Annotated in this window: 1 protein-coding gene; it reads left to right on the forward strand. The window is 42.7% G+C overall.

Annotated elements, in window-relative coordinates; translation table 11 throughout:
- Nucleotides 1–232, forward strand: a 232-nt coding sequence (locus AAEY83_RS18805) for a dihydropteroate synthase (protein ID WP_351061744.1), incomplete at both ends; no start/stop codon positions are given.

Below are 232 nucleotides of genomic sequence, written 5' to 3' on the forward strand. Positions count from 1 at the left end.
GAACGTACCAATGTAACCGGCTCTGCCATGTTTAAACGTTTGATCATGGAAGAAGACTATGAAACCGCGTTAACAGTTGCTCGAGAACAAGTAGAAAACGGCGCGCAGGTAATTGATATAAACATGGACGAAGCCATGTTGGACTCAAAAGCCGCCATGGTTAAGTTTTTAAATTTAATTGCCTCAGAACCCGATATTTCTCGCGTACCTATCATGGTCGACTCCTCTAAAT

Origin of the sequence: Psychrobacter sp. TB20-MNA-CIBAN-0197, assembly GCF_040309765.1 — a bacterium.
GTDB classification, from domain to species: Bacteria; Pseudomonadota; Gammaproteobacteria; order Pseudomonadales; family Moraxellaceae; genus Psychrobacter; species Psychrobacter submarinus.